This window comes from Rhizobium sp. NPDC090275, from assembly GCF_044772225.1.
Classification (GTDB): Bacteria; Pseudomonadota; Alphaproteobacteria; order Rhizobiales; family Rhizobiaceae; genus Rhizobium.
The window spans coordinates 205,278-224,755 of record NZ_JBIVYL010000002.1 but is presented as its reverse complement, the minus strand read 5'-3'; the positions used below and the strand labels follow the sequence as shown (position 1 = coordinate 224,755).

The 19,478-nt window shown below is 61.8% G+C and carries 23 protein-coding genes; 15 read left to right on the top strand and 8 right to left on the bottom strand.

The features are described from left to right. Positions 1–81 precede the first annotated feature (81 nt). Complete coding sequence (locus tag ACIQUB_RS05330) at positions 82–561, top strand: MarR family winged helix-turn-helix transcriptional regulator (protein ID WP_162737559.1); 480 nt, start codon at positions 82–84, stop codon at positions 559–561. A 39-nt stretch (positions 562–600) separates the two neighbouring features. Here the strand turns inward: ACIQUB_RS05330 and ACIQUB_RS05325 are convergent, their stop codons facing one another. From ACIQUB_RS05325 to ACIQUB_RS05315, 3 genes are all read right to left on the bottom strand, one after another. Beyond that, positions 601–945 (bottom strand): cupin domain-containing protein, encoded by a 345-nt coding sequence (locus ACIQUB_RS05325; RefSeq protein ID WP_113238549.1) that lies wholly within the window; start codon positions 943–945, stop codon positions 601–603. 6 nt (positions 946–951) lie between these two features. Next, the gene (locus ACIQUB_RS05320; protein WP_113238548.1) at positions 952–2,235 is read right to left on the bottom strand and encodes an O-acetylhomoserine aminocarboxypropyltransferase; all 1,284 of its coding nucleotides are present in this window, start codon (positions 2,233–2,235) and stop codon (positions 952–954) included. Positions 2,236–2,361: 126 nt separating this feature from the next. Continuing rightward, positions 2,362–2,790: a CoA-binding protein gene (locus ACIQUB_RS05315; RefSeq protein WP_113238547.1), complete on the bottom strand. Its 429-nt coding sequence runs from the start codon at positions 2,788–2,790 to the stop codon at positions 2,362–2,364. Between the two features lie 84 nt (positions 2,791–2,874). On the opposite strand from ACIQUB_RS05315, the gene ACIQUB_RS05310 reads away from it, so the two are divergent. Beyond that, a complete protein-coding gene (locus ACIQUB_RS05310; RefSeq protein ID WP_113238570.1) occupies positions 2,875–3,204 on the top strand; it encodes a hypothetical protein in 330 nt (109 codons plus the stop codon). A 402-nt stretch (positions 3,205–3,606) separates the two neighbouring features. Next, positions 3,607–4,443 carry a DMT family transporter gene (locus tag ACIQUB_RS05305; protein WP_113238546.1) on the top strand — a complete coding sequence of 279 codons (837 nt, stop codon included), beginning with the start codon at positions 3,607–3,609 and terminating at the stop codon, positions 4,441–4,443. Positions 4,444–4,465: 22 nt separating this feature from the next. On the opposite strand, the gene ACIQUB_RS05300 is transcribed toward ACIQUB_RS05305, so the two are convergent. Further along, positions 4,466–5,296, bottom strand: a complete 831-nt coding sequence (locus tag ACIQUB_RS05300; RefSeq protein ID WP_113238545.1) for an enoyl-CoA hydratase — start codon at positions 5,294–5,296, stop codon at positions 4,466–4,468. Between the two features lie 340 nt (positions 5,297–5,636). On the opposite strand from ACIQUB_RS05300, the gene rplM reads away from it, so the two are divergent. The 5 genes from rplM (at position 5,637) to ACIQUB_RS05275 (ending at position 9,456) form a co-directional block, all read left to right on the top strand. Beyond that, the gene (gene rplM / locus ACIQUB_RS05295) at positions 5,637–6,101 is read left to right on the top strand and encodes a 50S ribosomal protein L13 (RefSeq protein ID WP_018900238.1); all 465 of its coding nucleotides are present in this window, start codon (positions 5,637–5,639) and stop codon (positions 6,099–6,101) included. A 2-nt stretch (positions 6,102–6,103) separates the two neighbouring features. Beyond that, entirely contained in the window at positions 6,104–6,571 is a 468-nt protein-coding gene (rpsI, locus tag ACIQUB_RS05290; RefSeq protein ID WP_037177440.1) for a 30S ribosomal protein S9, read from the top strand. Positions 6,572–6,692: 121 nt separating this feature from the next. Beyond that, positions 6,693–7,652: an agmatinase gene (gene speB, locus ACIQUB_RS05285; RefSeq protein WP_402928814.1), complete on the top strand. Its 960-nt coding sequence runs from the start codon at positions 6,693–6,695 to the stop codon at positions 7,650–7,652. Between the two features lie 63 nt (positions 7,653–7,715). After that, complete coding sequence (argC, locus tag ACIQUB_RS05280; RefSeq protein ID WP_018900242.1) at positions 7,716–8,648, top strand: N-acetyl-gamma-glutamyl-phosphate reductase; 933 nt, start codon at positions 7,716–7,718, stop codon at positions 8,646–8,648. Between the two features lie 16 nt (positions 8,649–8,664). After that, positions 8,665–9,456 carry a sulfite exporter TauE/SafE family protein gene (locus ACIQUB_RS05275; protein ID WP_111561270.1) on the top strand — a complete coding sequence of 264 codons (792 nt, stop codon included), beginning with the start codon at positions 8,665–8,667 and terminating at the stop codon, positions 9,454–9,456. On the opposite strand, the gene ACIQUB_RS05270 is transcribed toward ACIQUB_RS05275, so the two are convergent. Then, entirely contained in the window at positions 9,445–9,864 is a 420-nt protein-coding gene (locus ACIQUB_RS05270) for a DoxX family protein (protein ID WP_113238543.1), read from the bottom strand. The two genes, ACIQUB_RS05275 and ACIQUB_RS05270, sit on opposite strands and share 12 nt — an antisense overlap. Before the next feature lie 490 nt (positions 9,865–10,354). On the opposite strand from ACIQUB_RS05270, the gene dapA reads away from it, so the two are divergent. The 3 genes from dapA (at position 10,355) to ACIQUB_RS05255 (ending at position 11,993) form a co-directional block, all read left to right on the top strand. After that, positions 10,355–11,257, top strand: coding sequence for a 4-hydroxy-tetrahydrodipicolinate synthase (dapA, locus tag ACIQUB_RS05265; protein WP_113238542.1), 903 nt, complete (start codon positions 10,355–10,357; stop codon positions 11,255–11,257). Positions 11,258–11,308: 51 nt separating this feature from the next. Continuing rightward, complete coding sequence (locus ACIQUB_RS05260) at positions 11,309–11,569, top strand: hypothetical protein (protein WP_113238541.1); 261 nt, start codon at positions 11,309–11,311, stop codon at positions 11,567–11,569. A gap of 115 nt (positions 11,570–11,684) precedes the next feature. Beyond that, positions 11,685–11,993, top strand: coding sequence for a DUF1883 domain-containing protein (locus ACIQUB_RS05255; RefSeq protein ID WP_113238540.1), 309 nt, complete (start codon positions 11,685–11,687; stop codon positions 11,991–11,993). Here ACIQUB_RS05255 and ACIQUB_RS05250 read toward each other — a convergent pair whose 3' ends face one another. After that, positions 11,994–13,310, bottom strand: coding sequence for a replication-associated recombination protein A (locus ACIQUB_RS05250; protein ID WP_113238539.1), 1,317 nt, complete (start codon positions 13,308–13,310; stop codon positions 11,994–11,996). Continuing rightward, complete coding sequence (locus ACIQUB_RS05245; RefSeq protein ID WP_113238538.1) at positions 13,307–14,725, bottom strand: DegQ family serine endoprotease; 1,419 nt, start codon at positions 14,723–14,725, stop codon at positions 13,307–13,309. Before ACIQUB_RS05245 ends, ACIQUB_RS05250 begins: the two co-directional genes overlap by 4 nt. A 139-nt stretch (positions 14,726–14,864) precedes the next feature. On the opposite strand from ACIQUB_RS05245, the gene ACIQUB_RS05240 reads away from it, so the two are divergent. Continuing rightward, positions 14,865–15,245: a YkvA family protein gene (locus ACIQUB_RS05240; protein WP_113238537.1), complete on the top strand. Its 381-nt coding sequence runs from the start codon at positions 14,865–14,867 to the stop codon at positions 15,243–15,245. A gap of 19 nt (positions 15,246–15,264) precedes the next feature. After that, positions 15,265–15,618 (top strand): hypothetical protein, encoded by a 354-nt coding sequence (locus tag ACIQUB_RS05235; protein ID WP_018900252.1) that lies wholly within the window; start codon positions 15,265–15,267, stop codon positions 15,616–15,618. Positions 15,619–15,660: 42 nt separating this feature from the next. Here the strand turns inward: ACIQUB_RS05235 and ilvD are convergent, their stop codons facing one another. After that, on the bottom strand, positions 15,661–17,499 hold the full coding sequence (ilvD, locus tag ACIQUB_RS05230; RefSeq protein WP_113238536.1) for a dihydroxy-acid dehydratase: 1,839 nt from the start codon (positions 17,497–17,499) through the stop codon (positions 15,661–15,663). A gap of 331 nt (positions 17,500–17,830) precedes the next feature. Between ilvD and msrP the strand changes: the two genes are divergently transcribed. Continuing rightward, on the top strand, positions 17,831–18,778 hold the full coding sequence (msrP, locus tag ACIQUB_RS05225) for a protein-methionine-sulfoxide reductase catalytic subunit MsrP (protein WP_402928809.1): 948 nt from the start codon (positions 17,831–17,833) through the stop codon (positions 18,776–18,778). After that, positions 18,778–19,440, top strand: coding sequence for a protein-methionine-sulfoxide reductase heme-binding subunit MsrQ (gene msrQ / locus ACIQUB_RS05220; RefSeq protein ID WP_113239820.1), 663 nt, complete (start codon positions 18,778–18,780; stop codon positions 19,438–19,440). Before msrP ends, msrQ begins: the two co-directional genes overlap by 1 nt. Positions 19,441–19,478 lie beyond the last annotated feature (38 nt).

Genomic DNA, 19,478 nt, shown 5'->3' with positions numbered 1-19,478 from the left:
AAGAGGCGCTGAAAAAGATGTGTCGTTTAGCGGTTGACGGACCGCCACCAATCGGAAGACATCACCGATGGAGAACATGCGATGGCAGAGAGCAACACCCCTGACGGGGCATGGAATTATTGCAGCAACAGCGCGCTCAAGCGCGCCTCACGGCAATTGGGCCAGCTTTATGAAGACCTGCTGGCGCCGAGCGGCTTGAAGATCACGCAGTACACGCTGCTGACGCAGATCAAGCTTGGCCGCGAAACGCCGCTGAAGCTACTTGCGGAGGCGATGGTGATGGATCTCTCCGCGCTCGGCCACACGCTGAAGCCGCTGCAGCGCGATGGGCTGGTTGAGCTTGTGGCCGACGAGCACGACCGCCGCGTCAAGCGGGTGCGGCTGACCGAGAAGGGCAATCGATTGTGGAGCAACACGAACGGCCTGTGGCGCGAGGCACAGGCGCGTTTCGACGCGGCCTTCGGAAAAGAAGCCTCCGAAAACCTCCGGCGAACGATGGATCTCATCGCATCGCCAGGCTTTGCCGCGGCATTTTCCGGGGCCCGACAGGATCAGGATTGAAGAGCGCAGCAAGGATGTCCCTGCGCAGGGACAGCGCCATCAGAGCCTGATGACGTAGTCCTTGCGAGTCGTTTCAATGACTTCCCACGTTCCCTTGAAGCCGGGTCTCAGGATCATCCGGTCGCCGGCGCGCAGATGGACGGGCTCGCCATCGTCTTCGGTGACGACCGAATGGCCTGACAATACGTTGAAATATTCCCACTCATCATAAACGATGCGCCACTTGCCCGGCGTTGCCTCCCAGATGCCCGCATAGAGACCGCCATCGGCCTCCTCCAGGTTCCATGTCCGAAACTGCGGATCGCCAGCGATCAACCGATCCTCCGCCGGGGCGCCGACTTCAGGTTCGACGCCGGCAATATCGAGCTTGAGCTGCTTTGCCATTGCGCCTCACACCTTCGCCAGCGACTGTTCGAGATCGGCGATGATGTCCTTGACGTCCTCGATGCCGATCGACAGGCGCACGACGTCCGGGCCGGCGCCGGCGGCGGTCTTTTGCTCGTCGGTCAGCTGGCGGTGGGTCGTCGAGGCCGGGTGGATGACCAGCGAGCGGGTGTCGCCGATATTGGCAAGGTGAGAGAAGAGCTGCAGGCCTTCGACCAGCGACTTGCCGGCTTCGTAGCCGCCCTTGACGCCGAAGGTGAAGACGGAGCCCGCCCCCTTTGGCGAATAGCGCTGCTGCAGCGCGTGGTTCGGATCGTCCTCCAGGCCAGCGTAATTGACCCAGGCGATCTTGCTGTGCGCCTTCAGCCATTTGGCCACCGTCGCGGCGTTTTCGCTGTGGCGCTGCATGCGCAGCGGCAGCGTCTCGATGCCGGTCAGGATCAGGAAGGCGTTGAAGGGCGAGATCGCCGGGCCAAGATCGCGCAGGCCGAGAACGCGGCAGGCGATGGCGAAGGCGAAGTTGCCGAAGGTCGAATGCAGGACGACGCCGTTATACTCGGGCCTTGGGCTCGAGAGCATCGGATAGTTGCCGGATTTCGACCAGTCGAAGGTGCCGCCATCGACGATGATGCCGCCCATGGAATTGCCGTGGCCGCCGAGGAACTTGGTCAGCGAATGCACGACGACATCGGCGCCGTGTTCGATCGGGCGGATGAGATAGGGGCTCGCCATGGTGTTGTCGACGATCAGAGGCAGGCCGTGCTTGTGGGCGACATCGGCGATTGCCGCGATATCGACAAAGGTGCCGCCGGGATTGGCGAGGCTTTCGATGAAGATCGCCCGGGTGTTTTCATCAATCTGGCTTTCGAAACTCGCCGGATCAGCGGAATCACCCCAGCGCACCTGCCAGCCGAAGTTATCGAAGGCATGGCCGAACTGATTGATGGAGCCGCCATAGAGCCGCTTGGCGGCAACGAAATTTTCGCCTGGGCGCAGCAGCGTGTGGAAGACGATCATCTGCGCGGCATGACCAGAGGCGACGGCGAGCGCTGCCGTGCCGCCCTCAAGCGCTGCGACACGCTCTTCGAGCACCGCCTGGGTGGGGTTCATGATGCGGGTGTAGATATTGCCGAATTCCTGCAGGCCGAAGAGTGCCGCCGCATGATCGGCATCGTTGAAGACGTAAGCCGTCGTCTGGTAGATCGGCGTGGCGCGGGCGCCGGTCGCCGGATCGGGCTTTGCGCCTGCATGGACGGCCAACGTATTGAAACCCGGATCATTCGCGGTCATGAAGTCCTCCCGTTCTGATTTGACTTTGCTGCTTTAACTTCGCTGGGCGGAGCATAGCGGACGATCGGCAAAAGTTAATCGCCATCCGTTTCAACCGAGACGCGTTTGGCGAAAAATTTGCCCTTCTCAGCCGATGAGGCGTGGGTACTCGATTGCCGGGCAGCGGTCCATGACAACCTTGATACCGGCTGTCTCGGCTTTGGCGGCAGCGGCATCGTCGCGCACGCCGAGTTGCGCCCAGATCACTTTCGGTCGCGGGTTCATCGCCAGCGCCTCGTCCACCACCTCCGACAGGTAGTTCGAGGCCCGGAAGACGTCGACCATGTCGACCGTAACAGGCACGTCAGCGAGGTGGCCGAAGACCTCCTGCCCCTGGATGCGCTTGCCGACCTGGCCGGGATTGACGGGCACGACCTCGTAGCCGCGCGACAGAAGGTAGCCCATGACGCCATTGCTCGGCCTTGCGGGATTGGGCGACGCGCCGGTGAGCGCGATCGTCTTCACCGACCGGAGGATATCGACGATGTATTCGTCGCTATAGTGATCGTGATCCATCTTTCCTTGTCTCCAACTCAATGACAGCGCTAAAGCGTTTCCTATATATAATAGGTACGCTGGATGCCGAAGGAGGAGATCGCCGTGAGAAAAGTGCTTGTGTTCGCCGCCGCGCTGCTCGCCGCCACGCCGGCGCTCGCGATATCGCGCTATAATTCGCAGACGATAAGCTGCGATCGTGCGCGCGCCGCCATCCACAACGAGGGAGCGGTCATCTTGCGCTATCCCTCCACGCGCGTTCGCGGCATGACGCTCTACGACAGATATGTGCGCAACAGCCGGATGTGCGACGCCAACGAATATGCCGAATGGACGACAGTTCCAACCAAGGACAACCCGAAATGCCGGGTCCTGAACTGTCAGAATATCGACAACCTGGACGGGATGCTGTTCATTCCTGACTATTCGCTCTGAGACCCGAAATTTCGGTTGAGCGACTGCCCATCGGACGGGCATAAAACCCACCAATTTTGACAGGCCGCCCTCGCCCCCGCGTGGCTTTTTGTGATCTATTTACATCACCCATCCGGGTTAATGCACGCACTGCGATCGATGTTCACTGTATATCCCGTTTATGTCCTCATTTGTTCATTGCCATTTTAGAAACACCTCATAGTTGAATGAGGAAAAAATGTTTGAAACTTCTGGCGTACGTATCGCAACGACCGCTTGGCGATATGATCGTCCGAAGGTTGCATAATCGATTAAGCAGAGAGGGAACTGCATAGCTTCGTCTCAATGGCCGCTGTTGCATTTTCCTGATGACGGCGTAACAAGCTTTGTCCCGTCTTTTCGCCACACCATCAGGTAGTTCTTTTGTCCCTCACCGTCATCCTGCTGGTCCTGTTCGGCGCGCTTCTTCATGCGACATGGAACGCCTTGATCAAGGCCGGGACGGACAAGGCGCTGGACGCCAGCCTGATCTCGGCGGGTGGAGCGATCGCGGCCCTGCCGTTCCTCCCGTTCCTGCCGTTTCCCTCTATCGAGGCCCTGCCCTATATCGGCGCTTCGGCGATTTTGCAGTTCGCCTATTTCCAGCTGGTCGCAGGCGCCTATCGAGCCGGCGACATCGGCCTCGTCTATCCGCTGATGCGTGGGTGCGCGCCGCTGCTGGTGGCGGCGACGAGCGGCTTTGTTCTTGGCGAGAGCCTGTCGGGCGGCGCGCTGATCGGCACGATCACGATCTGCGCCGGCATCCTGACGCTCGCCTTCGAGGCCAAGCGCGGCAGCGGCCACGCCATTCGTCTGGCCCTTGCCAATGCCGTGGTCATCGCCACCTACACCTATGTCGACGGCATCGGGGCGCGAATATCCGGCAATGCGATCTCCTATACGCTGTGGATGTCGCTGTTGCCGCCAGTGCTGCTGCTCAGCTGGGCGATCTCACGGCGCGGCGCCTACGCGGTTGCGATGCATGTGAAGGTGAATTGGTGGCGCGGATTGATCGGCGGCACCGGATCGATCGCCTCCTATGGGCTGGCGCTCTGGGCCATGACCAAGGCGCCCGTCGCCACCGTCGCCGCGCTGCGCGAGACGTCGATCCTCTTCGCGCTCATCATCTCCGTCGTATTCCTGAAAGAGAAAGCCAGCCCCTGGCGCTATCTCGCCGGCGCGATCATCGCGCTCGGCGGGCTATTGCTGAAGCTGGCGTAGACGGCTCCGAGCTCCGCCGGGTTCAGTCCCGCGTCCAATCCGGCATCCGGTTTTCCAGGAATGCTCCGATCCCCTCTTCCGCATCCTCTGTCATCATGCTGTCGACCATGACTTCGGCGGCATAGCCATAGGCCTCCTCGACCGGCATTTCGACCTGTCGATAGAAGGCTTCCTTGCCGATCTGGAGCGCCATGGGCGATTTGCTTGCAATCACCGACGCGTATTTGGTGACGACCTGCTGCAGATATTGTTTCGGCACGATGCGGTTGACGAGACCGAAATCCTTGGCGGTGGACGCGTCGATCGTCTCGCCAGTCAAAAGCATCTCCATCGCCTGCTTGCGATGGGCGGAGCGCGTCAGCGCCACCATCGGCGTCGCGCAGAAGAGGCCGATATTGACGCCCGGCGTGCAGAAGGTCGCCGTATCGGTGCAGATCGCGAGATCGCACGAAGCGACGAGCTGGCATCCGGCGGCAGTCGCAAGGCCGTCGATCTCGGCGATGACGGGCTTCGGCAGCTTGGTGATCTCCAGCATCAGATCGGCCGCGAGCGCGAAGGTCTCCTCGAAGAAGGCCTCGCCATCATCGGCATCGGCGCGATGCTCGGTCAACTCCTTGAGATCCTGGCCGGCCGAGAAGACATCGCCCGTCGATGCGATGATCACGACGCGCACGTCGTCGTCTTCGGCCGCATTCTGCAGCTCGCCCATCAACGTCTCCATCATGGCGAGCGACAGGTGATTGACGGGAGGATTGTTCAGGGTCAGCCGCAGCACGCCATCGGAAAGCTGGCGCAGCACGAGCGAACCGCTGGATTTGCTGGCATCGGTGCGGAACGATAGAACTTCGGCCATGATGAAACTCCCTGCATGTCGATTTCGTGCTATCAGTCCTGCCATAAAAGGCCAGTCATTTCGAGGAGAAGCGATGCCGTTGGCGCCAAAGCGCTGCCATCGCGGCGCTGAAAATTGCGGTATCAAAATACCACATACCTAACGCATTGATTTCATTTATTTGTTTTTGCGGCCGCAGCCCGCGGCAATATTGACGCTATCGGCCTCAACCTCTATACACACCGCCAGAACGCAGCCCTTTCCGGCTGCTTTCTTTTTGGTGCGCCCCAGGGCTCCCAAATCAAGCAACAAGAAACGCCCTTTCGCCTTCGGGCCAAGGGATCAAAAGAGAGTAACTACTATGGCAACCTTCTCCCAGAAGCCTGCAGAGGTAGAGAAGAAGTGGGTCATCATCGACGCCGAAGGGCTTGTCGTTGGTCGTCTCGCTTCTGTTATCGCCATGCGTCTGCGCGGCAAGCACAAGGCTACCTTCACTCCTCACGTTGACGACGGCGACAATGTCATCGTCATCAATGCCGACAAGGTCGTATTCACCGGCAAGAAGTATTCCGACAAGGTTTACTACTGGCACACGGGTTTCGCCGGCGGCATCAAGGAGCGTACCGCTCGCCAGATCATGGAAGGCCGCTTCCCGGAGCGCGTTCTTGAAAAGGCGGTCGAGCGCATGGTTCCGCGTGGCCCGCTCGGTCGTCGCCAGATGAAGAACCTGCGCGTTTACGCTGGTTCCAACCATCCTCATGAAGCTCAGCAGCCTGTCGCTCTCGACGTCGCCTCGCTGAACAAGAAGAACGTAAGGAGCGCCTAAGAATGGCTGACCTCTCCTCCCTGAAGGATCTCGGCACGGCTACCGAAGCTTCGGCTCCGGCACACGTCCGTAAGGTCGATTCGCTTGGCCGCTCCTACGCGACCGGCAAGCGCAAGAACGCTGTTGCTCGTGTATGGGTCAAGCCGGGCTCCGGCAAGATCGTCATCAACGGCAAGGAATTCACGGAATACTTCGCACGTCCGGTTCTGCAGATGATTCTGCGTCAGCCGATCGTCGCTGCTGCCCGTGACGGCCAGTTCGACATCATCGCAACGGTTGCCGGCGGCGGCCTTTCCGGCCAGGCCGGTGCCGTTCGTCACGGCGTCTCCAAGGCACTCACCTACTTCGAACCAGGCCTACGCTCGGTTCTGAAGAAGGGTGGCTTCCTGACCCGCGACAGCCGCGTCGTCGAGCGTAAGAAGTACGGTAAGGCCAAGGCCCGCCGTTCGTTCCAGTTCTCCAAGCGTTAATCGCTTCGGACTTCGGAATGTGGAAAGGTCGGGTGCAAACCCGGCCTTTTTTCGTTTTGGGAATTGTTGAATCGATATTCAAATCGCATACCTCTTCGAACAGGCGAGAAGGAGTATTCACTTGGCCAACAAGTCGATCGATCATGCTTTCACGGCAACGAGCCTCACTTCGGCGGCAACGGACCCGACGTTTGCGGGTGCCCTGTCCTTCATGCGCCGGCGCTTCACCAAGGATCTGACGGGCGCGGATGTAGTGGTCTGGGGTGTTCCCTTCGATGCCGCGACCTCCAATCGGCCGGGTACGCGTTTCGGGCCGCAAGCGATCCGGCGGGCTTCGGCGATTTTCGACAATGATCCGCAATATCCCTTCAATCGCGATCTCTTTGCCGAGATGGCCGTGATCGACTACGGCGATTGCCTGCTGGATTACGGCAATCACCATGAGACGCCTGAAGCGATCGAGCGGCAGGCGAAGACGATCGTTGATGCTGGCGCCTTCATGTTGACGCTGGGCGGCGACCACTATGTGACATGGCCGATCCTCAAGGCGCATGCGGCCAAGCATGGCCCACTGGCGTTGGTGCAGTTCGACGCGCATCAGGATACGTGGTTCGACGACAGCAAGCGGATCGACCATGGCTCCTTCGTGGCGCGCGCGGTCCGCGACGGCATCATCGATCCCGATCGTTCGATCCAGATCGGCATCCGCACGCATGCGCCCGACGATTTCGGCATCAGCATTCTGTACGGCCATCAGGTCGAGGAGATGAGTGCCTCCGAGATCGCCTCGACGATCATCTCGCACACCAAGGGCGCGCCCAGCTATCTGACCTTCGATATCGACTGCCTGGATCCGGCCTATGCGCCCGGCACCGGCACGCCGGTTTCGGGCGGCCCGTCCAGCGCCAAGATCCTCTCCGTGCTGCAGCGGCTGCACCAGCTCGATATCCGCGGCGCCGACGTGGTCGAGGTGTCTCCCGCCTACGACCATGCCGACATCACCGCCATTGCGGGGGCGACGGTCGCGATGTATATGCTGGGGCTGCACGCCGAACGACGCGCGACAGCGTCACACGGCTGACTCATCCATCTTCCAAAATGATTCCGGACTTCTTTCTAAACTATTGAAAGTGTGAGCAAGACAATGGCACCGAAGATCTTCATCGATGGCGAACACGGCACGACGGGCCTGCAGATCCGCACGCGCATGGCCGGCCGCCGCGATGTCGAGCTTCTGTCCATTCCGGAGGCGGAGCGCCGCAATGCCGCGATCCGCGAGGATATGCTCAATAGCGCCGATATCGCCATTCTCTGCCTGCCCGACGACGCATCGAAGGAAGCCGTGCAGATGGTCTCGGCCAACAACAATGTCCGCGTTATCGACACCTCGACCGCCTACCGCGTCGACCCTTCGTGGGCCTATGGCTTCGCGGAGATGGACAAGGAGCAGGCTGGCAAGATCAGTTCGGCGCGCTTCGTCGCCAATCCCGGCTGCTATCCGACCGGCGCCATCGGCCTGATGCGACCGCTGCGGGCCGCCGGCATTCTTTCGGACGGCTATCCTGTCACCGTCAACGCTGTCTCCGGCTATACCGGCGGCGGCAAGCAGATGATCGCGCAGATGGAAGACCAGAGCCGCGACGACGCGATAAGCGCGCCGCACTTCCTCTATGGCTTGACGCTGACGCACAAGCATGTGCCTGAGATGAAGATCCACGGCCTGCTCGACCGCGCGCCGATCTTCGCGCCATCGGTCGGCAAGTTCGCGCAGGGGATGATCGTGCAGGTTCCGCTGCATCTCGACATGCTGGCCGCAGGCACGACGCTGGAAAGCATTCACGCGGCGCTGACCGCGCACTATGCCGGCCAGGATATCGTCACGGTCGTGCCGCTCGCAGACAGCAGCAAGATGGCGCGCGTCGATGCCGTCGAGCTCGCTGGCAAGGACACGATGAAGCTCTTCGTCTTCGGCACGCCTGGTGGTTCGCAGGTCAATCTCGTCGCCCTGCTCGACAACCTCGGCAAGGGTGCCTCGGGTGCCGCCGTGCAGAACATGGACCTGATGCTGGCCTCCTGAGCGAGGTCGGACGTTCATGTCGTTTTCCGGTAGCATGGCCGATATCGGGGCGTGGCTTTCCGCCGCGCTGCCGGATCATGGACTTTATACGCTGATCGCCATAGCCTGCATTGCCGGGCTTGCCCGCGGCTTTTCCGGATTTGGGGCGGCGCTGATCTTCATTCCGCTCGGCGGTGCCATCATCGGGCCGAAGCTGATCTCGCCGGTACTGCTCGTCATCGACGGGCTGGCAACACTGGGGATGATCCCGCCCGCGTGGAAGCGGGCGAACCGGCGCGAGGTCTTCACCATGGCTGCGGGTGCGATGCTCGGCGTTCCCGCCGGAACCGCCGTGCTGACGCTGATGGACCCGCTGCTCTTGCGCTGGTCGATCACCGTCATCGCGCTGCTGCTGCTTGCGCTATTGGTCTCGGGCTGGCGCTATCATGGGGAGCCGCATTCCTATCTGAGTGCTGCGGTCGGGCTGGTGGCGGGATTGTTCAGTGGTGCCGCCCAACTCGGCGGGCCGCCCGTCGTCGCCTACTGGCTGGGCGGAAAGACGGAATTCACCAAGGTCCGCTCCAACATCATCATCTATTTCGCGATCTCCACCTGCTTCAGCGTCGCCAGCTATTACGCCGGCGGGCTGTTCGTCGATACAGTGTTCGCGCTGACGCTGGTCATCCTGCCGAGCTATACGATCGGCCTGTTTCTCGGCTCCAAGCTTTTCGGCTTCGCCAAGGAGAGCACCTTCCGGATCATCTGCTACGGGCTGATCGGCGCCTCGGCCTTCCTCGGCATGCCCGCTCTCGACGGCCTACTGCGCTAGGGCAGACGGCCGGCGGGCTTGACCGGTCCTGACGACCAGCGCCTCGCCGGGGCCGTGGACCGCCGCGAAGAGCAGACCGGCCAGGAAGGTGAAGTGGTCGATGAAGAAGCCGAACTCCGCCTGATTGCCGGCCCAGCGCCCGGGTCCGTGGAATGACACGGCGAGAAAGATCACATAGATCCCCGCCAGCAGGGCGGCCGGTGAAAAGAAGATGCCGGTCAGGAAAGCGAGCGCCAGCCCCAGTTCGAAGAAGGCCGCGATCCAGGCAAGAAAGAGCGGGAATGGAAAGCCGGCGCTGGCGATGTAACCGGCCGTGGCCGTGATATCCATGAACTTGAAGCTCAGCGCCATGATGAACACGCCGGCGAAGATCAGCCTTGCGATCAGAATTGCGATTGTCCTGCCCATATTTCTCTCCCTGTGCCGATAGCGGCTGATACGTGAACGCTCCGCAGCGCGATCGCGCCGCCTTATCATGCAAGGACGAACGGCATGACGCGCTCCCGACATGCGCTTGCACAATCTCCTCCCGTGCCTTGTCATTCTGATTCAAGTGCTTCGCAAGTCGAGTCCGAAACGCGCAGCAAGTCCATGATTTCGAATTCGATTTAGCGATCGCTGTCCGCCACGAGCCAGCCCGCCTTTATGAGATTTCTATTTCCCGTCGAAGACCCGCGAATGGATTTCATACGCCGCGCGGCGTTAGCCTGTGGTCGAAATTCAGAGGTAGACGTCATGCGAGACTTCCTGTTTCCCCACCCTCCAACCGGCCGGCCCCGACGGCCGATGGTCAAACGGCAAATGCGCGAGAAGCGCACGGCGCATTTACTGATCATCTTCGGCCTCGTGCTTGCCGCCGTCGAGATCTACGTCATCTGGGGCAGTTTCTGACACGGCCATGCGGATGGACACGCGACTACGACTGGGAACGGTGATCACGGCGCTGGTCACGCCATTCAGGAACGACCGGCTCGACCTTGCAATGCTCGAGCGGCTGGCGGAGAGGCAGATCAATTCCGGCATCGACGGACTGGCTGTCTGCACCGTAACCGGCGAAGGGCCGACATTGTCGCCCACCGAGCGGGCGGCCATCATCCGTACCTGCGTCAGGGTCGCGGCCGGGCGGGTGCCCGTCATCGCCGCCACCGGCACCAATGCCACATCGACCACGATCGCGCTAACGCTGGAGGCGCGGAAGCTCGGTGCTGACGCGGCGCTGGTCACGGTGCCCTATTATGCGAAGCCGGGGCAGAAGGGCATCGTCCACCATCTTGAGCAGGTGGCGGCGGAGAGCGATCTGCCTGTCATCATCGATGACAACCCCTCCCGTTGCGCCAGCAGCCTGGCGCCTGAGAGCCTCGATGCGCTGGCGCCCGTCGAGCGCATTCTCGGCATCGTCCACTCAGGCGGTGCGGCCCGGCTTGCGCCGCGTTTGCGCCGGCGCTTCGTCTCTTTGTCATCCGATGACGCCAGCGCGCTTTCGTTTCTCGCTTGCGGCGGAGACGGCATGCTGTCGTCTGGTGCGAATGTCGAGCCGCGCTTGTTTGCTTCGCTTCATCGCCTAGCGAAGACGGGCAACGTGGCAGCGGCCACGGCGCTGCATGATCGTCTGCAGCCACTCATCCGGGCGCTTGCGGAAGATGGCTCGCCGGCTCCCGTCAAATACGCGCTGCATGTGCTGCTTGGCACGTCCCCTGACGTCCGCCTGCCGATGGTCGGCCTTGATACCACCGAGAAGGCTGCGGTCTTCGCCGCCCTGACAGGGCTGGCCGAGAGCCGTCGCCAAGCGCGGGCCGTCTAAGGCTAACAACTCCAATCACAGCCTCGATCATCCAGCCTGAAAGGAAAGATCATGCCCTCCTCCAACGCGCGCGCCCTCGCCGCGACCATCCAGCCTAACCCACTGCCGCGCTTCACCATCGGCCGGAGCAAGGGCGGCGGATGGGTGGTTCAGGATCGCGAGGGGCGTGTCGGCGGTCTGTTTATCAGCGAGAGCGCCGCGTTGCACTTCGCCTCCGACGAGTGCGATCACGATGCCACGCAGATCGCGATCATCCGCACCCGCACGCTGCTGCCGTTCAATCGGCCCGATAGTCGCGGACATGTGCACTGACGGGACATGATCCACCTCCGCGGGAGCGCGCGACGGCGTTCCCGCAGGCGTTGGCGAACGCTTCCTTAACCGCCGTTTCGTATCATCTGCCCCTACCCCACGCCGAGCAGACACGATGCCGAACAAGCCGAATTTCCGCTTCACTCATTACGATCTCAAGGAGCAGCGCGCCGGAACGGTGATCGAGGTGACCTTGAACGCGGTCGCCAATGTTCGGCTCATGACCTCGCCGAACTACCAGCGTTTCACCGAAGTGCTCGACTTCAAATATGTGGGCGGCGTTGCGCGCAAATCCCCGATTAGGGTGCCGATCCCCGACAGCGGCCACTGGCATCTCGTGGTCGACATGGAAGGTCATCATGGCCTTGCGGAATCGTCCGTCAAGATCATCACCACTCCATCAGGCCAGAAGCGGGCGTCTTGATCAGCGCTGATTGCGCTCTTTCCTGAGTTTCGACCACCATTCAAGCCGCTTGCGGATATCACGCTCGAAGCCGCGCTCGGGCGGATCGTAAAACGTCTGGCGGCCCATCTTCTCCGGGAAATAGTCCTGGCCGGAAAAAGCGTCCGGCTCGTCGTGGTCGTAGCGATAGCCTTCGTTGTAGCCCTCATCCTTCATCAGCTTGGTCGGCGCGTTCAGGATGTGCTTGGGCGGCAATAGCGAGCCGTTCTGCTTGGCAGCCATGGTGGCGGCCTTGAAGGCGGTGTAGACGGCGTTGGATTTCGGCGCGGTGGCGAGGTAGACGCACGCCTGCGCGAGCGCCAGCTCCCCCTCGGGCGAGCCGAGATAGTCGTAAGCATCCTTGGCGGCGTTGCAGATGACAAGCGCCTGGGGATCGGCAAGGCCGATATCCTCGACCGCCATGCGCACCAGCCGGCGGCCGAGATAGAGCGGGTCCTCACCGGCATCAAACATGCGCGCCAAATAATAGAGTGCCGCATCGGGATCGGAGCCGCGCACGGATTTGTGCAGTGCCGAGATCAGATTGTAGTGGCCGTCCTGGGCCTTGTCGTAGACGGGGGCGCGGCGCTGGACGATCTTCGTCAGTCCCTCGGTGTCGAAGATTTCGTCGCGGCGGGCAGCGCGCCAGACTTCCTCGGCGAGCGTCAGCACGGCGCGGCCATCGCCATCGGCCATGCGCAACAGGCTGACGCGGGCTTCCGGCGTAAGCGGCAGCTCCCTGCCCTCGATCGCTTCGGCGCGGTTCAAAAGCTCGGCAAGGCTCTGATCGTCATGCGACTTGAAGGTCAGCACGCGGGCGCGCGACAAAAGAGCGGCGTTGAGCTCGAAGGACGGGTTCTCGGTGGTGGCACCGACGAGGATGACGGTGCCGTCTTCCATGACGGGCAGGAAGCTATCCTGCTGGGCACGGTTGAAGCGATGGATCTCGTCGACGAAGAGAAGCGTCTGGCGCCCATCCATGCGGCGCAGCCGGGCGGCCTCGAAGACTTTCTTGAGATCGGCGACGCCTGAGAAGATCGCCGAAATCTGTTCGAAGGCAAGACCCGCCTCGCCCGACAGCAGGCGCGCGACGGTGGTCTTGCCGGTTCCTGGTGGCCCCCAGAAGATCATCGATCCCAACGAGCCGCTTTCGATCATCCGCCTGAGCACACCGTCCTCGCCGGTCAGGTGATCCTGACCGGTGACGTCGGCGATGGTCTGCGGGCGAAGCCGATCCGCCAGCGGCCGCCTGTTGGCGACCTCCGGCGGAATGCGCGGCGCGAAGAGATCATTGCTCATCGGAAGAACTGCCGGATGCGCTGGCCGTTGCGCTCAATCTCGACGCGCCAGAAGCTCGGGTTCTGCGCGGCGAGCGTAGCGAGATCCTTGGTGGACTTCACATCGGCGCTGTTGACGGAAACGATGATGTCCTTCGGCTCGAAGCCGAGCTGCTGGGCAACGGAGCCATCCTTCACTTCCGAAACGACGACACCCGTGCTCTCGCTTGCCATGCGCAGTTCATCGGCCACGCGCGGCGACAGGTTCTCGACGACGGTGCCTGTGAACGGCGAACGGCCGCCGATCGTGCGCTGGTCGCGCGGCGTCGTCTCGGGCGCCTGGCCGAGCGTCATCTTCACATGCTCTTCCTTGCCATTGTCGATGATGGCGAGATCGACAGGCTTGCCGAGACCGGCCGTGGTCAGGCGGTAATACAGTGCGTCGGGATGCTCCACCGAGATGCCATCGACGGCGGTGATGACTTCGCCTGCCTTCAGGCCCGCCTTTGCGGCCGGGCCGCCTTCCGTGACCTTGACGACGATGGCGCCGCGCGCCTTTTCGAGGCCGAGCGCATCGGCGACGTCGGAGGTGACCGCATCGAAGGTCGCGCCGACATAAGGACGCTCGAAGGTCTTCACGCCCGCGTCGGCGGAAGCGATGAAGACTTTCACGAGGTTGGCGGGGATGGCGAAGCCGATACCATTGGAGCCGCCGCCGCGTGAGAAGATCGCGGTGTTGATGCCGATCAGTTCGCCCTTCATGTTCATCAGCGCGCCGCCGGAATTGCCGGGGTTGATCGAGGCGTCCGTCTGGATGAAGAAGCCGAACTCGTCCTTGACGACCTGGTTGCGCGCCAGCGCCGAGACGATGCCAGAGGTGACCGTCTGGCCGACACCGAACGGATTGCCGATGGCAAGCACGAGATCGCCAACTTCAACGGCGTCGGAATTGCCGATCGAAAGCGCCGGGAATGTCTGCTTGGTATCGACCTTGAGCACGGCGAGATCCAGACGATCGTCCTTCAGAATGACCTTGCAGGGAAACTCGCGGCCATCCGAGAGCGCGATCTTGATTTCGTCGGCGCCCTCGATGACGTGGTTGTTGGTCACGATCGTACCGTTCGCCTCGACGATGACGCCGGAGCCGAGCGAGGACTGCTTCTGCGTACGGTTCGGCATCTGCTGACCGAAGAACTGCTCGAAGAAGGGATCGCCGGCAAAGGGCGACTGGCGGCGGACGGTCTTTTCCGCATAAACGTTCACCACCGCACCCGCCGTCTGCTTGACGAGCGGCGCGAAGGACAGCTGCATTTCCATCTGGCTCTGCGGCACGGTCTTGGCCGTCTCGCCATTTGCCGTTTGGGCATGAGCATTGATCGGCAGTGCAAGCACCAGAGCAAGCAGCGGCAGAGAGGCGCGCTTCAACAGGTCGTGCATAAGAATCCCTTCTTGAAATCGTCTTGAGAGAACGTTGTAGTGCCGGACGCTAGAAAGGAAAGAGGGCAGAAGCATGGAAGATCAAGGCGGGTGAACCGATGCGCGACATACTTGCCAAACTGAGTCAGGAACGACAGGCATGCGACTGATATCAAAGGCCAAACTCTGGGCGAAATCACTGAAGCGTGACATCGTGGCCTTGTGGCTCGCCGCGCGCGACAAGCGGGTGCCCTGGTACGCCAAGGCGGTCGCTGGCGGCGTCGCTGCCTACGCGTTGTCGCCGATCGACCTGATCCCCGATTTCATTCCCGTGCTCGGTTATCTCGACGATCTCCTGATCGTGCCGCTCGGCATCATGCTCGCCGTCAGGCTCATCCCCTTCAATGTGATGGCGGACCTGCGCGTCGACGCCGCAGCACGTATCGAGCGGCCGTCCAGCCGCGCCGGGCTGATCGTCATCCTTGCCATCTGGCTTTGCTGCATCATCTTCGTCGGCATGGCATTCTTGAGAGCCAGCTAGACCAGACAGGAACCACTGCATGACGCGATATCGCCAGCCCCTTCTCTTCACCGCCGCCGCCCTGCTGCTTTGCTGCGCCGGGACAAGCCACGCGGCAAGCTTCGATTGCGAGGCCAAGGAGTTGAAGCCGGACGAGAAGGCGATCTGCGATAACCGCGCGCTGAACGACGCCGACGTGAAGATGGTGACGACCTTCGACCTGTTGTCCGGCCTGCTTGCCATGGGCTCGCGCGGCACGATGCAGGACGAGCAGACGGCGTGGCTGAAGAAGCGCCAGGAGTGCGCCGCCGACGTCGCCTGCATCCAGGCCGCCTATGACGAGCGGCTGAAGCAGCTGGCCGAAAGCTACAAAAACATAAACCGGCCGCTTTGAGGCGACCGGTTTAATAGAGCAACTGACTTTTAATCAGCAGGTTCAGCGATCGCCGAGATCGCGAACGGCGCCACGGTCGGCGCTGGTTGCGAAGGCGGCATAAGCCTTCAGCGCGGTCGTCACGTTGCGCTTGCGCTTTTCGGCCGGCTGCCAGCCCTTGGCGTCCTGTTCGGCGCGGCGGGTTGCCAGTTCCTTGTCATCCACGCGCAGGCTGATGGTGCGGTTCGGGATGTCGATGTCGATCATGTCGCCTTCGCGCACGAGGCCGATGGTGCCGCCATTGGCCGCTTCCGGAGAGGCGTGGCCGATCGACAGACCCGAGGTGCCGCCGGAGAAGCGGCCGTCGGTGATCAGCGCGCAAGCCTTTCCGAGGCCCTTCGACTTCAGGTAGCTCGTCGGATAGAGCATTTCCTGCATGCCCGGGCCGCCCTTCGGACCTTCGTAGCGGATGACCACAACATCGCCGGCGACGACTTCGTTGGACAGGATCGCCTTCACGGCCGCGTCCTGGCTTTCATAGACCTTGGCCGGGCCGGAGAACTTCAGGATCGATTCATCGACGCCTGCCGTCTTCACGATGCAGCCGTCGAGCGCGAGGTTGCCCTTCAGGACGGCCAGACCGCCATCCTTGGAGAAAGGATGCTGGGCATCGCGAATGACACCGGTTTCGCGGTCGAGGTCGAGTTCTTCCCAACGCGAGCTCTGGCTGAAGGCGACCTGCGTCGGAACACCGCCGGGAGCGGCGCTGAAGAGATCGAAGGCAGCCTTGTTGTCGGTGACAGCGACATCCCACTGCGCCAGCGCTTCGCGCATGGTCGGAGCGTGGACCGTCGGAAGATCGACATTCAGCAGACCGGCGCGGTCGAGTTCACCGAGGATAGCCATGATGCCGCCTGCGCGGTGAACGTCTTCCATGTGGACGTCGGCCTTGGCCGGCGCGACCTTCGACAGGCAGGGAACGCGGCGCGACAGGCGATCGATATCGTCCATCGTGAAATCGATCTCGCCTTCATGCGCGGCCGCAAGAATGTGGAGGACGGTGTTGGTCGAGCCGCCCATGGCGATGTCGAGCGCCATGGCGTTTTCGAACGCGCCCTTGCTGGCGATGGTGCGCGGTAGAGCGGTCAGATCGTCCTGTTCGTAATAACGGCGGGCAAGCTCGACGACGCGACGACCGGCTTCAAGGAAGAGTTCCTTGCGGTCGGAATGGGTGGCAAGCGTCGAGCCGTTTCCTGGTAAGGACAGGCCCAGGGCTTCCGTCAGACAGTTCATCGAGTTTGCCGTGAACATGCCAGAGCAGGAGCCGCAGGTCGGGCAAGCGGAGCGCTCGATGACGGCGACGTCTTCATCGCTGATCTTGTCGTCGGCGGCCGCGACCATGGCATCGACGAGGTCGAGCGCGACCTTCTTGCCGTTCAGCACCACCTTGCCGGCTTCCATAGGACCGCCGGAGACGAAAACCGTCGGTATATTGAGGCGCAGCGAGGCCATCAGCATGCCGGGGGTGATCTTGTCGCAGTTGGAGATGCAGACCATGGCGTCGGCGCAGTGGGCGTTGACCATGTATTCGACGCTGTCGGCGATCAATTCGCGCGAAGGCAGCGAATAGAGCATGCCGTCATGGCCCATGGCGATACCGTCGTCGACGGCGATCGTGTTGAACTCCTTGGCAACGCCGCCGGCCGCTTCGATCTCCCGCGCGACGAGCTGGCCGAGGTCCTTCAGGTGGACGTGACCCGGCACGAACTGGGTGAAGGAGTTGACCACCGCGATAATCGGCTTGCCGAAATCCGAATCCTTCATGCCCGTGGCGCGCCAAAGGCCGCGCGCACCCGCCATGTTGCGGCCGTGGGTCGTGGTTCTCGAACGATAAGCTGGCATTGGTGTTTCCTCACAACATCGGAAGTCTTCCGCGATAGCGGGCGGATTTTGACAACACGCTTCTACTATCGCTGCTTTTTGGAATTGTCCTAATCCAAAGAGTATATGCTGTCACTACCGGGAAAGGCAAAAGCGGTACTCCTCGGTACGCCTCAGGCGCCCATCGATCATATACGTGGGCAGAACGTGGTTTGTTACAGACGGACGCCACGTTTTCGCTACACGATAAGTTGGCTTCCCGGCCGGCCGCTTCAAGGCGTAAACAGTGATCCGAAACAACCTTGAATGCGTTCAAGGTCCATGCCGAGCTTATGTTGCTCAGGAGGATACTATGCCCGTCTACCGTCCACCCAGGATCGCCTCTTCGGAGATTACGCCGCGCCAGACCTATCTCGATCGCCGTCAGTTCCTCAGCGCTGCCGCGATCGGAGCCGTCGGCCTCTTGGGTGCCGGCACAGCCAGTGCGGCCGCGCTTACGACCATCGACAGCAAGTACAAGGTCGACGAGAAGCTGACGCCGATCAAGGATGTGACCACTTACAATAACTTCTACGAGTTCGGGCTCGACAAGGGTGATCCGGCGGCGCTGTCGGGTGACTTCAAGCCCACGCCCTGGACGATCAAGGTCGACGGCATGGTCAACAAGCCGGGCACCTTCGATCTCGACGTGCTGATGAAGGAATTCCCGATCGAGAGCCGCACCTATCGCATGCGCTGCGTCGAAGCATGGTCGATGGTGATCCCGTGGGATGGCTTTCCGCTGGCCTCGCTGCTCAGCAAGGTCGAGCCGCTCGGGAGCGCCAAGTATGTCGCCTTCGAGACCGTTGTGCGCCCTGAGGAGATGCCGGGGCAGAAGGGGATTTTCCAATCGCTTGACTGGCCCTATGTGGAAGGTTTGCGCCTCGACGAGGCCAACCACCCGCTGACGCTGCTTGCCGTCGGGCTTTATGGCGAGACGCTGCCCAACCAGAACGGCGCGCCGATCCGGCTGGTCGTTCCCTGGAAATATGGCTTCAAGGGCATCAAGTCGATCGTGCGGATCACGTTGACGGACAAGGAGCCGAAGAACACCTGGCAGGTCACCAATTCGCAGGAATACGGCTTCTATGCCAACGTCAATCCGGCCGTCGATCATCCGCGCTGGAGCCAGGCGACCGAACGACGGATCGGAGAGAGCGGCTTCTTCGGCGCCAGCCGCCATCCGACGCTGCCGTTCAACGGGTATGGCGATGAGGTGGCGAGCCTCTATGCGGGCATGGACCTGAAGGCGAACTTCTGATGGCAACGCTCTCGTTCAGCCTGCCGAAGCGATGGCACTCGGCCTCCGTCTGGCTGCTCTATATCGTCGGGCTGCTGCCTGCCGCCTGGACCTTCTATCTCGGCGCCACCGACCAGCTGGGCGCCGATCCGGTCAAGACGTTCGAGCTGTTCCTCGGGCTGTGGGCGATCCGCTTCCTGGTGCTGACGCTCGCCGTCTCCCCTGCCCGCGATCTCCTCGGCTGGAACTATCTGCGCTATCGCCGCGCGCTCGGGCTTCTCTGTTTTTACTACGTGGTCATGCACTTCACGGTCTACATGGTCCTTGACCAAGCGCTCGACGTTTCCGCCGTCCTCGACGATGTGATGAAGCGGCCCTTCATCATGTTCGGCATGGCCGGCCTTGTGCTGCTCGTACCGCTGGCTGTCACTTCCAACAACCTGTCGATCCGGAAGCTCGGCTCGAAATGGATCTGGCTGCACAAGCTGATCTACATCATCGCCGCCTGTGGCGCGGTGCATTTCGCGCTGTCGACGAAGCTTCTGGATCTCGAGCAGTATGTCTATGTCGGCCTGATCATCCTGATGATCCTCTATCGGTCATGGCGGCCAATTGCGCGGAGCAGGAAGCGTAGCCGAAACGGGCAAGGCGGCAGAACGCGTCCTGCCCAGGCTGCCGGCTGAGCTCTTGTTTGAGACCGTGAGGGCTGACAGACTGCCCG

Coding starts and splice junctions, on each gene's coding strand:
- ACIQUB_RS05330 (WP_162737559.1), top strand. CDS start 82: ATGGCAGAGAGCAACACCCCTGACGGGGCATGGAATTATTGCAGCAAC.
- ACIQUB_RS05325 (WP_113238549.1), bottom strand. CDS start 945: ATGGCAAAGCAGCTCAAGCTCGATATTGCCGGCGTCGAACCTGAAGTC.
- ACIQUB_RS05320 (WP_113238548.1), bottom strand. CDS start 2,235: ATGACCGCGAATGATCCGGGTTTCAATACGTTGGCCGTCCATGCAGGC.
- ACIQUB_RS05315 (WP_113238547.1), bottom strand. CDS start 2,790: ATGGATCACGATCACTATAGCGACGAATACATCGTCGATATCCTCCGG.
- ACIQUB_RS05300 (WP_113238545.1), bottom strand. CDS start 5,296: ATGGCCGAAGTTCTATCGTTCCGCACCGATGCCAGCAAATCCAGCGGT.
- rplM (WP_018900238.1), top strand. CDS start 5,637: ATGGCAACCTTCTCCCAGAAGCCTGCAGAGGTAGAGAAGAAGTGGGTC.
- rpsI (WP_037177440.1), top strand. CDS start 6,104: ATGGCTGACCTCTCCTCCCTGAAGGATCTCGGCACGGCTACCGAAGCT.
- argC (WP_018900242.1), top strand. CDS start 7,716: ATGGCACCGAAGATCTTCATCGATGGCGAACACGGCACGACGGGCCTG.
- ACIQUB_RS05275 (WP_111561270.1), top strand. CDS start 8,665: ATGTCGTTTTCCGGTAGCATGGCCGATATCGGGGCGTGGCTTTCCGCC.
- ACIQUB_RS05270 (WP_113238543.1), bottom strand. CDS start 9,864: ATGGGCAGGACAATCGCAATTCTGATCGCAAGGCTGATCTTCGCCGGC.
- dapA (WP_113238542.1), top strand. CDS start 10,355: ATGCGGATGGACACGCGACTACGACTGGGAACGGTGATCACGGCGCTG.
- ACIQUB_RS05260 (WP_113238541.1), top strand. CDS start 11,309: ATGCCCTCCTCCAACGCGCGCGCCCTCGCCGCGACCATCCAGCCTAAC.
- ACIQUB_RS05255 (WP_113238540.1), top strand. CDS start 11,685: ATGCCGAACAAGCCGAATTTCCGCTTCACTCATTACGATCTCAAGGAG.
- ACIQUB_RS05250 (WP_113238539.1), bottom strand. CDS start 13,310: ATGAGCAATGATCTCTTCGCGCCGCGCATTCCGCCGGAGGTCGCCAAC.
- ACIQUB_RS05245 (WP_113238538.1), bottom strand. CDS start 14,725: ATGCACGACCTGTTGAAGCGCGCCTCTCTGCCGCTGCTTGCTCTGGTG.
- ACIQUB_RS05240 (WP_113238537.1), top strand. CDS start 14,865: ATGCGACTGATATCAAAGGCCAAACTCTGGGCGAAATCACTGAAGCGT.
- ACIQUB_RS05235 (WP_018900252.1), top strand. CDS start 15,265: ATGACGCGATATCGCCAGCCCCTTCTCTTCACCGCCGCCGCCCTGCTG.
- ilvD (WP_113238536.1), bottom strand. CDS start 17,499: ATGCCAGCTTATCGTTCGAGAACCACGACCCACGGCCGCAACATGGCG.
- msrP (WP_402928809.1), top strand. CDS start 17,831: ATGCCCGTCTACCGTCCACCCAGGATCGCCTCTTCGGAGATTACGCCG.
- msrQ (WP_113239820.1), top strand. CDS start 18,778: ATGGCAACGCTCTCGTTCAGCCTGCCGAAGCGATGGCACTCGGCCTCC.